Raw genomic sequence first — 11,099 nt, 5'->3', positions numbered from 1 at the left:
GACCCACCCAAACTACAAAATCAAGGCAAACAGGGGGTTCTTTTTCCTGAATATGGATAAAGCTGGATTAAATATCAGAAGGATTAGGTTTTTATCTCAATTTTAAATTATTTAGGACAGCATTGAATTGAAGATTATTATTTACCCTACAAAATCAAATTAGAAAGAAAAATAGAACAGCACCTGCATCATAATCATCAGGTGATTCACCTTTCATTTCATTCTTTCACTCCCATCTTAAATGGTGAAATCCGAAAAACAGAAATAGGCATTCTATTTGACCCCGCAAGCAAAGTAGAACAAGAATTCGCTGAAGTGTGGAAAGCAAGTATAGATGAAAAAATGGATAGCTGGCGGGTGAAATTCAATTATCCTTATAAAGGGACGGATGATGGATTGACAACCTACTTTAGAGGGAAATATGAAAAGAACTATGCTGGCTTGGAATTGGAAATCAACACAAAATTATTTGACCTTTACCCATTGCATCAAATCAGTAATTGGGTTTTTCCTCCCTTAACTTTTCACAAAAGAAATAAGATCAAAAATTAATAAGTAAGCCTAAGGTTTTAAGAAACTCTCATGGATAAATTTTATGCTCAAATAATATACTAGCAAGCTTTTCTATGTTGAAAAACCACACAATAGGTAATTTTTAAAGAGGAATCATTTGATAGCTTGCTGTTTTCCAAGATTAATTAAAATGTTCTATAGCATGATAAAACAACCTAAATGAGAATAAAATAAGGGCTACGCCTACTACTTTATTCATAATATTCAACCTTTTTGGCGTTACCCAAGCTCTCAAACGATGAGAAAGTGCCACTTTAGAAAAATCCGATATTAATAAAGTGCCGATAATCCCCGTGAAAAATACAATCACCTCTCCCTGATCATAATGATAACTTTTAGTTACCAAAGTCATTACGCCAAGCCAATAGAGCAAAACGAAGGGATTAATTCCATTTAAAACGAACCCTTTAGCAAATTGCTTAAAGAAACTTGACCGCTGTGTGTTTACTTGTTGTTCCTCTAGTCTGACACTCTTTTTTTTGAGACTTAAAATACCGGTAACCAAAATAATTAATCCTCCTAGCCCGCCCATCCAAACAGATACGGTATCATTGTTTTCAAACAGCTTTACGCTAAAATACATTAAAAATATATAGGCAGTATCGGCAATTGCTATTCCTAAAGCCATATATATACCGGCTTTAAAGCCCTTTATAATACTATTTTGTATTAGTGCAAAAAATACTGGCCCTAACATTACAGCCAATAGCAAACCAAACAATACCCCTTTGGTAATAACCTCAATCATATTTTATTGAATACCTTTTTCGACTAAATATGATAGCCAATCTTTTTGTTTATCTCCTTTTATTACTCTCGGGAATTTGTTTTGACCACCCACTTTTCCGTTTCTTTCCATAAATTCTATAAATACATTATTGGGTAGTACTTTTACTGTTATATCCTTTAAAGCAGCAATGCTTTCCACTTTATAATCATCGTTTAACTCTTTTAATCTCTCATCTAGCTTTTCTCTTAATGCCGCCTCATCCACATTAGCATTATCTGTCCCAACATACCAATCATGTCCGAATAACGAGCCATGCTTTACCCCTAATACAGTAAATTCCTTCAAATCAAAGCCCATATCGTTTGATACATCCAACAATGCATGGTTCATATTATCAACAGATAAATGCTCACCACAAAGACTTAAAAAATGTTTGGTTCTGCCCGTTATTATGATCTCGCAATCGGCCTTAGACACAAATTTTATAGTATCGCCTATAAGATATCTCCAGGCTCCCGAGCAAGTTGAAATCAGAAGTGCATATTCAACATCTTCTTCCACTTCATCTATCATAAGGGTTTTAGGATCTTCCACCATATTTCCATCTTCGTCAAAGTTATCGCCAGGAAAGGGGATAAATTCATAGAATATGCCATTATTCAACACCAATCTCATGCTGTCCACTCCTTGAAATGCCTGAAAAGCGATAAATCCTTCAGAAGCCAAATAGGTTTCTATATAATTGATATCTCTTCCCAAAAGCCTTTGAAAACCTTTTTTGTAGGGTTCAAATGCCACACCTCCATGAACATAGATTTCAAAATTCGGCCAAATCTCATGAATATTATTAAGATTATAGTGCTTAATAATCTTTTCAATTAAAATAGTGATCCAAGCGGGAACTCCTGCAATTATGGTAATATTCCAATCCTTGGCCTTCAAGGTCATCTGTTCGAGTTTATCTTCCCAGTCTTTTTTTCGAGAAATGGCTTTTCCGGGCTTGTAGAAACGCTGAAACCAAAATGGGATACGAGAAGTAGTAATACCGCTCAAATCACCTTCGGCATAATTGCCATTATCTTGTAAATCGGTGCTCCCTCCTACCATCAAAGTACCGCCTTCAAAAACAGAGGAGGGCAAACCCTCATAGCGCGAAAGTGATAAAATTTGCCGTACACTGGTTTTTTGGATAGCTTTTACCATCTCCAAAGAGACGGGAATATGTTTTGAAGAAGCTCCGGAAGTCCCTGAACTTAGTGCGAAATATTTAATAGCCCCATGCCATGTCACATCTTTTTCGCCTTCAAGACATTTATGCCACCAATTTTCATACATTTTATTATAATCATGAACTGGTACTTGGGCTTTAAAATCTTCATAAAAGCTTTTATTATCTTGTTTTTTTAAAGATTGCAAAATCCCAGGGAAATTATATGCTTTACCGAATTGCGTATTGCGAGCAGCAATTATTAATTTACGAAATTCAGTTTTTTGTAACTCAAATGCAGGTGTAAAGTCCTGATCCAAACTCTCTCGAATCCGTATCCCTTGTTTAATAAGATTACCTAAAAGTGTCATTTATTCTGTGGTTGATAATCAAAATTTAAAATTTAAGTGAATGTAAAAACTTAAACTTTTACCTTTGAAATTAATTATTAAAAAATAGTTCAATAGACAAATATATAACATTCGAAATACATAAAAATAACTTTATCATAAAGTCAGCATTTTAGTAGCATTAAATTATAAAATATTCCAATGGGTATAGCAGAAAATTTATCAGCGGTTAAAAATTCTTTAGGAAATTGCCAGCTAGTGGCTGTAAGCAAAACCAAACCCAATGAGGATTTGATGGAAGCTTATGAAGCCGGGCAAAGAGCTTTAGGGGAAAATAAAGTTCAGGAACTGACCGATAAAGCAGAAACCTTACCGAAAGATATTGAATGGCATATGATTGGTCATTTACAAAGAAATAAGGTGAAATACATTGCTCCATTTGTGCATTTGATTCATTCTGTGGACAGCGTTCGTTTATTAAAAGAAATCAATAAACAAGGTAAAAAAATTGACAGAGTGATTCCAGTTTTGTTACAAATCCATATTGCGGAAGAGGAAAATAAATATGGATTGGATGAACAGGAACTACATGAATTATTATCTTCTGAAGCTTTCAAAGAAATGAATCATGTAGAAGTAAAAGGCTTAATGGGCATGGCAACATTTACAGATGATCAAGATAAAATCAGAAGAGAATTCAAAAGTCTGAAAAAGTTGTTTGATAAAACATCCGCACAATACAATGATGAAAAACTGAAACTGAAAGAATTATCCATGGGGATGAGTGGTGATTATGAGATAGCCATAGAAGAAGGCAGTACGATGGTGAGAATTGGTAGCAAAATATTTGGAGAGAGAAATTGAGCTGGAAATAAGGAGCTAGAAGAAAGAAGTTTGTCAAATAGTGAAGATACTTGATACGGTTTAATCTTGGGTTTATGGATGTTAGATATGGGGTGATTAGGTCAGTAACACAAGTCAAATCATAATTGGGCAGAATCTTCAAAATAGACAGTTGACTGTATTCAATAGACAAAATGTCCTAATCTATTATTGTACTTGAATTATTAGAGAAGCTCAGTCAGGAATTTTCGTCAACTGAATAAACCAAAGGTTTATTTTATCAATTGTCTATTTAAAGAATCAGAGTGAAATCTAGTTTCAAAGCCCTAGAATCTAGTCTCTAATTATCAAAAATTACCATACTTTATCCTATCTTTGCAGATTAAAATAGTTGATAAGCGATTCCAATATATATTAGCAAAAAATGATGCATTTAAGCGAACAGGAAATTGAAAGAAGAAAAGGCAGGGAAGAACTACAGAAACTGGGGATTAATCCTTATCCCGCAGAAACATTTGACATTAATGTTAGCGCCAAGGATATCAAACAAAACTATGATAGCGACAAGCTAAATTATAAAAATATCAGCATTGCAGGCCGTTTGATGAGCAGAAGAATCATGGGAAAAGCTTCCTTTGCTGAAATTCAGGACAGTACTGGTAGAATTCAAATCTATGTAAATAGAGACGAGATTTGTCCTGATGAAGATAAAACACTTTATAATACTGTATTTAAGAAATTATTGGATATCGGTGACATTATCGGTATCAAAGGCTATGTTTTTACTACTCAAGTAGGTGAGATTTCAATCCACGTAAAAGAGCTTTTTATTTTGAGCAAGTCTTTAAGACCATTACCCATCACCAAAGAGACTACGGATGAGCAAGGGAATGTGAAAAGATATGATGCTTTCACTGATTCAGAGCAAAGATATCGTCAACGTTACGTTGATTTAATTGTAAATCCTGAAGTTCGCGATACTTTCAAGAAAAGAACACAATTGGTGAATTCTATGCGTAGCTTCTTGGGGGATAGAGGTTATTTGGAGGTGGAAACGCCTATCCTTCAACCACTTTACGGTGGAGCTGCCGCTCGACCATTTAAAACGCACCATAATACCTTGGATATGACATTATATCTGAGGATTGCCAATGAATTATATCTGAAAAGATTAATAGTAGGTGGATATGATGGGGTTTTCGAATTTGCCAAAGATTTCAGAAATGAAGGCATGTCCCGTTTCCATAATCCTGAATTTACCCAAGTAGAATTGTATGTGGCCTACAAAGACTACCAGTGGATGATGAATTTGGTAGAAGAAATGGTGGAAAAAGTAGCCATGGACATTCACGGCACCACTGAAGTGAAAGTGGGTGAAAATATCATCAATTTCCAAAGACCATGGAAACGCTACACCATGTATGAAGCCATAGAGCATTTCACAGGTATTGATATCTCTGAAATGAATGAGGAAGAATTAAGAAAGACTGCAGAAAAACTGCATGTTCCTGTTGATGATTCTATGGGTAAAGGAAAATTAATTGACGAGATATTCGGTGAAAAATGTGAGGCACAATTAATTCAGCCAACTTTCATCACAGATTACCCTATTGAAATGTCTCCTTTGGCGAAAAAACACCCAACCAAAGAAGGATTGGTGGAAAGGTTTGAAGCCATTTGTAATGGAAAGGAAATTTGTAATGCATTCTCTGAGCTGAACGATCCGATTGACCAGCGTCAACGATTTGAAGAGCAATTGGAATTAGGTAAAAGAGGAGATGACGAAGCCATGATGTTGGATGAAGATTTCTTGCGTGCATTGGAATACGGCATGCCACCGACAGCCGGTTTGGGAATTGGAATTGACCGATTGAGCATGATTATGACCAATAGCAATTCCATTCAGGATGTTTTATTCTTCCCTCAAATGAAGCCCGAGAAAAAAGCCAAAGTAGCGACTGAAGCAGATTTCGTTGAAGCCGGTGTGCCAAAAGAATGGGCTCCTGTAGTGATGGAAGCGGGTATTAAAACCATTGAAGAATTAAAGGAGATTAAACATACCAAACTACACCATCAGATTTCAGGTTTGAAAAAGAAAATGAAATTGGATATACCAAGTGTAAGCCCAGATGATGTGAAAGAGTGGACTAGCTAAGAACCACATAGGTCAGCACCGAAGGTCAGACCGGAATTATCCATTAGCACAAAATTGACAATTGACAGTTTACAATAAACAAAAGAGCCGGTATAGCCGGCTTTTTTTGTTTGAAATATGATGTTTATTGAGCTTTTTTACCTTTCTTTATGCTAATACGTATATATCTAAAGGATTAATTTTAAAATAAGAAACTATGAAAAATATATTCGTTTCTATAGATTTCAATGAGCAGGAAGAATTCTTAATGGATAAAGCCTATGAAATGGCAAAAGCGTTTAATGCCAAAATATGGTTAGTTCATATTGCCGCACCCGAACCGGATTTTATTGGTTATGATGTGGGACCGCAGTATATTCGAGATGCCAGAGCAGAAGATTTAAAAGAAGAACATAAATTGTTGCAGGAATATGCCCTTCAATTGGAGTCGAGAGGTGTAAAGGCCGAAGGCTTATTGATTCAAGGCGCTACTGTAGAAATGATTATTCAAGAAGCAGAAAAGCTTAATTCTGATCTTATTATAACGGGTCATCATGACCATAATTTTCTTTATAAAGCATTTGTCGGTAGTGTTGCTGATGAGATTATAAAGGAATCAAAAATCCCTGTTTTGTTGGTACCTTTGGATTAAATTAAAGCAGAGTTTTTTAAATTTTATAGTTCATGAAAATAAAGAAATACCAATTCGATATTTCAGATACAAAAAAATTCAGAACGGATTTAAAAAAATATATCAAGTATCGTAAAATGAACTTAAGACCAGGTAAAGCTAATTTTTTCTGGGGTGATTTTAAGGGAAATGATGAATTTGAATTAATTCCTGGATATGACTTTTTTCAAAGAGTTTTAATTGTAAAATTTAGGGGGATTATAAAAAATCAAAAACTAATTGTATCAACAAGTTTAAATATAGCGGGAATTATTTATGCAATTGCTTTCTCAGTATTTATTATTGGAATTGAAATAGCAACTAATTTTATTTTAATTCCAAGTTTGTTGCTATTAATTCCTTTACTTTAAGTTATAGACAATTTAATAAAGATCATAAGAAAACAATATTATTTATTAAACACTTAATAAATAATGGTTGGCAAAAATAATGGTAACCATAATTCTTTTTTGACTTTGTATTTAACAAAAATACATATTATAAAAATTTGAAAATATAATTTTTAAAATTTATAGCTCTCTGAGGTATGAAAATGATTAACATTAATTGACTTTCAGTTTAACTACTTCACACTTAATAAATGAAATTATTCAATGAACCATTTGATCCGAGTCAAAACCTCCTTCCCTATGATGGCATAGTGCAATATCATGGCAAAATCTTCAATGATGAGGAGGCCTTGGTTTTCTATAATAACCTCTTGAATGAAATAAAATGGGAAAACGATAAAGCCATCATTTTTGGAAAAGAAATTATTACCAAACGCAAAGTAGCCTGGTATGCTGAAAAACCATTTTCCTACACTTACTCCAAGGTAACCAAATACGCAAAGCCATGGACAGAAGCTCTTAAGCAAATAAAGTATGAAGTAGAAAAGCAGTCAGGTGAAACCTATAATTCATGCTTATTGAATTTATATCATTCAGGTGATGAAGGAATGGCTTGGCATAGTGATGGAGAAAAAGATTTGAAGAAAAATGGTGCGATAGCTTCTGTTAGTTTTGGGGCCGAACGTAAATTCGCCTTTAAGCATAAAGATTCCAAGGAAAAAGTAGAAGTCTGGCTGGAAAATGGTAGTTTATTGGTCATGAAAGGCACTACCCAGAGTTATTGGCTCCATCGACTACCTCCTACTAAGAAAGTTCACAATCCAAGAATTAATTTGACTTTCAGAACGATAGAGAATTAAGTAACTTCTTACAACTTCTAAAAATAAACTTGTGTCTATTCTATAACTACGAACTCTTTTATATGCCAAGAAAAAACAAATTATCTACATTCTTGATTATTTTGACTGTTGCTTTATCAAGTTGTTCTGTATATCAACCAATGACAACCGACATACCACTTATTCATAAAAAAAATGATTTAAGAGTGGAAGCGGGCGCTTCCTTGATACCTGCTTTTACCGCAACGGCATCATACGGGTTTAGTGATAAGTTTTCCGTACAAGCTTTCGGAAACATTGGAATTGGAGATTACAAAAAAGATGATTTTTATTTTCAGGCAGCAGGCGGGTATTATCAAAAATATGATAATGATAATGTATTCGAATGGTATAATGGCTTTGGTTATGGTGAAGGAAATACTGGAAGACATCACGATCCTGACGCCTATTTAGAAGGTAATTATCAATTATACTTTACACAAATTAATTACGGTAAAATTGCTACTGGAGGCTCAAATTTAGAGTATGGTATTAGTTTAAAAACGGGCTATTTACATACCAATATGCTAGGTACGAATTTCTGGTCTTTACAAGAACCTGGAGAACCTTCTGCTCTATACAAAGACGAAAATTTACTTTTTGAACCTATAGGAATGATAAGAGCAGGAGGTGATCATTTAAAGGTTAGTTTAAAGATGGGCTTTTCATATATCTATAAATTTACTAATAGAAGTAATTCTTTGCCAATTGATTATTTTAATCTGAATTTAGGGCTTAACTATAAGCTTTAAGTAAATTAATTCCCCATCACCGTAATCGTGATTTTTCTACTACCAGCATGGTTTCTATGCTCACAAAGATATACCCCTTGCCAAGTTCCAGTTAGTAGCTTTCCATTTTGAATCGGAACGCTTACCGAACTACCTAAAAGGGAAGCTTTAATATGAGCTGGCATATCATCTGGGCCTTCTTGGGTGTGCTGGTAATAATCCATATTTTCCGGTACCATTTTATTGAAGTGTCTTTCAAAATCTCCTCTTACTGTGGGGTCAGCATTCTCGTTTAAAGTCAAGCCTGCAGATGTATGATGAATAAAAAAATGGGCAATTCCCGCCTTTATGTCTTTCAACTCAGGCATATTGTCTTCAATTTCTGTTTCTATCAGGTTGAATCCTCGAGGGTATGGTTTTAATTGGAAAGTTTTTTGTAGGGTAGGCATATTAAAAATTATTTTTTGATTTTCAATTATAAAATTTACCTTAATGACATAAGATTCTTGTTCTCAAAATTACCTTAATTTACCAATACTTAATTTTACTGCCCAACCTAAGTAAGGTCTTTTAAGATTTAAATCAGCAAATAGTGTAAAATTGAGGCCAAAAAATTTTGTGGCCTTAAATAACCTATCAAATTCAAGGGGAATAATGGGCGTGAAAACATAAATTTTCTCAAATTCTTCATTTCTAAATGATATAAATCCTCCGCTAGAATGAACTCCTTTTAAATCTCCTCTAATTATACCAGTTGTTATTCCTAAACCTGCAGAAAAAATAAGATTAATTCTATCGGTTGAAACTCCTTTTCCTAACAAGGCTCCATAAGAGTATAGGTTTTCTTATGGTGACGACCCTAATAAATTGAATTCATAAGCATGAGTAAGCTTGAAGCCAATGTTGGTGAGACCCTTTGCCGCAGCCCAAGTGTAGCACACCATAGTGCCTGACAGTGCGGCTGGTATATCCAAACAAAAACTTTTTGGCATGGGAGCCAAAAAGACCGTTTACTTTTGCTTTTTTACCTCTTTATCTGATTGAAAGAAAAAAGCAAAAGCTATGAGGGAAGGATTGTGCGGGTAAGTGCGGTTGAATAGCCGAGGGCCTTTGATTTATCCTTTAGGGAAATTAAAGGCTTTCGGCTGTGGGAGTCATAGCCTCAAGCAAATTTTTGACATGTGGTCAGGGATTGTAGGGGATTTGGTTGGGGGTATGCGAAGCTAGAAGATGAGCACTATCCATCAAGTTTTAACATTGTTGCTAATTCATAATGATTAGTTGATAGTAATTTAACTAATGAAAAATATATTGTAATTAAATTGCATCAAGTAAATAGTCGTTTACATATTAGTTAGGTTGCAGTAGGAATTGAGAGGGTGGAAGCCCTCTTTTCTTTTATTGCTTTCTTAATATTGTGAAAAAGATAGGTCATATCAGAAGCAATGGCATTACTCAATTGTAAGTATTGCTCAAGTGTTTTTTCCTCATTATCAAATACTATTGGATCTAGGTAGTAGAGTGAAATTTCTTTTTCAGCATGTGGCATTGGAGGGCAATGATAATTCGCTTGTTTACAATTTATAATTGAAACAAATTTCCTTTGTTTGTTGATGGGATCACTGAAATGTTTTGAGTACAGAATTAATGGGTCTTTTTCATCTGAATAAAATAAAAAATAGATTGGAGGATTACTATCTTTTGATACAACTTTGAATCCTTGCGTTTTTAAGGTCTCAATAACTATTATTGGAATATTCGCACTCTTTAAGCCACCAGAATAAGTGTTTACGGGTACTTTAAAATAATCTGCGCAGGTTTTAGACCATACTTGCAATAATTGACTTCTCCTAGAATTGTAATTGCAAAGAAAGTTTAGATTTACCTCCTCATTCTTTTGCAGTTTTGTCAGAATGTATCTTGCAATTTCATTCAGCTCACTTTTTCTATCATTTGTAATACTGACGTGCTTAAGATCGTCTAATAATTGACTGATTGGCTTGAAGAAGTGTTCTTTAGATTTCATTCAGAATTGAAAAAATATTTCTCTCTCAAATTTAATGAATTGCTTATCAAATTATATAATTATTAATTTAAATTTTCGCCTAATATTGTATCTCTATTTCATTTTCAAAGGTTTCGCAGTCCCATTCTCCATTTTTAATAGCATCAAATATTGCTTTTTTTCCTTCTTCATGGAGCTTTTTAGAATACATAAGCCTTGTTGCAATGATCTTTTCAAGGTAAGACCAAGGTTGACTTGTTCTTTTTAAAATTAGCTGTACTGATTTATCATTATCCAATCTCCATTTTGGTCCTCTAGCCCAACCAAAGGTTATTATTTTCTCTAACATTTCAGGAGTTGATACAAAATACGGTAATATCTTATTGCTGTAAGTTTTTACCCAGATGCTATCCAATTTTTTATGATTATCTGCTAACCACTCTTCTAATTGTTTGGAATCTTTGATTTCAATTTGAGCGGAGTCCTTAACTTGTATCATTTTTTGTTGCATAAAGTTTATAATGCAAAGCTAATAACGAAAATGAACAGAGGATTTAAGCTAATATTAAAAAACTAATAAGAATTATCGAGGGATAATAATGATGGAATAAAGAAATCTAAGTGAGAA

13 protein-coding genes are annotated in these 11,099 nt (G+C 34.0%); 7 read left to right on the top strand and 6 right to left on the bottom strand.

Annotated elements, in window-relative coordinates; translation table 11 throughout:
* The first annotated feature begins 126 nt into the window (after positions 1-126).
* On the top strand, positions 127-552 hold the full coding sequence (locus ACFE0M_RS12655; RefSeq protein ID WP_434546138.1) for an N-formylglutamate amidohydrolase: 426 nt from the start codon (positions 127-129) through the stop codon (positions 550-552).
* Between the two features lie 142 nt (positions 553-694).
* On the opposite strand, the gene ACFE0M_RS12650 is transcribed toward ACFE0M_RS12655, so the two are convergent.
* Positions 695-1,321, bottom strand: coding sequence for a LysE family translocator (locus tag ACFE0M_RS12650; RefSeq protein WP_434546136.1), 627 nt, complete (start codon positions 1,319-1,321; stop codon positions 695-697).
* Between the two features lie 3 nt (positions 1,322-1,324).
* Positions 1,325-2,881 carry a GH3 family domain-containing protein gene (locus ACFE0M_RS12645; RefSeq protein WP_434546135.1) on the bottom strand — a complete coding sequence of 519 codons (1,557 nt, stop codon included), beginning with the start codon at positions 2,879-2,881 and terminating at the stop codon, positions 1,325-1,327.
* 180 nt (positions 2,882-3,061) lie between these two features.
* Between ACFE0M_RS12645 and ACFE0M_RS12640 the strand changes: the two genes are divergently transcribed.
* From ACFE0M_RS12640 to ACFE0M_RS12615, 6 genes are all read left to right on the top strand, one after another.
* The gene (locus ACFE0M_RS12640; protein ID WP_434546134.1) at positions 3,062-3,724 is read left to right on the top strand and encodes a YggS family pyridoxal phosphate-dependent enzyme; all 663 of its coding nucleotides are present in this window, start codon (positions 3,062-3,064) and stop codon (positions 3,722-3,724) included.
* A gap of 406 nt (positions 3,725-4,130) precedes the next feature.
* Positions 4,131-5,858: a lysine--tRNA ligase gene (gene lysS, locus ACFE0M_RS12635; protein WP_434546137.1), complete on the top strand. Its 1,728-nt coding sequence runs from the start codon at positions 4,131-4,133 to the stop codon at positions 5,856-5,858.
* Positions 5,859-6,054: 196 nt separating this feature from the next.
* On the top strand, positions 6,055-6,489 hold the full coding sequence (locus ACFE0M_RS12630; protein WP_434546133.1) for a universal stress protein: 435 nt from the start codon (positions 6,055-6,057) through the stop codon (positions 6,487-6,489).
* A 32-nt stretch (positions 6,490-6,521) separates the two neighbouring features.
* Entirely contained in the window at positions 6,522-6,878 is a 357-nt protein-coding gene (locus ACFE0M_RS12625; RefSeq protein WP_434546132.1) for a hypothetical protein, read from the top strand.
* Positions 6,879-7,108: 230 nt separating this feature from the next.
* Entirely contained in the window at positions 7,109-7,717 is a 609-nt protein-coding gene (locus ACFE0M_RS12620) for an alpha-ketoglutarate-dependent dioxygenase AlkB family protein (RefSeq protein WP_434546131.1), read from the top strand.
* Positions 7,718-7,857: 140 nt separating this feature from the next.
* A complete protein-coding gene (locus tag ACFE0M_RS12615) occupies positions 7,858-8,487 on the top strand; it encodes a hypothetical protein (protein WP_434546130.1) in 630 nt (209 codons plus the stop codon).
* Positions 8,488-8,492: 5 nt separating this feature from the next.
* Here the strand turns inward: ACFE0M_RS12615 and ACFE0M_RS12610 are convergent, their stop codons facing one another.
* The 4 genes from ACFE0M_RS12610 to ACFE0M_RS12595 all read right to left on the bottom strand — a co-directional run bounded on the left by ACFE0M_RS12610 (position 8,493) and on the right by ACFE0M_RS12595 (position 10,970).
* Positions 8,493-8,915: a secondary thiamine-phosphate synthase enzyme YjbQ gene (locus ACFE0M_RS12610; RefSeq protein WP_434546129.1), complete on the bottom strand. Its 423-nt coding sequence runs from the start codon at positions 8,913-8,915 to the stop codon at positions 8,493-8,495.
* Between the two features lie 69 nt (positions 8,916-8,984).
* Entirely contained in the window at positions 8,985-9,287 is a 303-nt protein-coding gene (locus tag ACFE0M_RS12605) for a hypothetical protein (protein ID WP_434546128.1), read from the bottom strand.
* A gap of 533 nt (positions 9,288-9,820) precedes the next feature.
* A complete protein-coding gene (locus tag ACFE0M_RS12600) occupies positions 9,821-10,492 on the bottom strand; it encodes a hypothetical protein (RefSeq protein ID WP_434546127.1) in 672 nt (223 codons plus the stop codon).
* Positions 10,493-10,571: 79 nt separating this feature from the next.
* Positions 10,572-10,970, bottom strand: coding sequence for a hypothetical protein (locus ACFE0M_RS12595; protein ID WP_434546126.1), 399 nt, complete (start codon positions 10,968-10,970; stop codon positions 10,572-10,574).
* Between the last annotated feature and the right edge of the window lie 129 nt (positions 10,971-11,099).

Source organism: Marivirga sp. (assembly GCF_051117495.1).
GTDB lineage: Bacteria > Bacteroidota > Bacteroidia > Cytophagales > Cyclobacteriaceae > Marivirga.
Note: the sequence above shows the minus strand (reverse complement) of the source record. Positions and strands in the feature narration are given on the sequence as shown.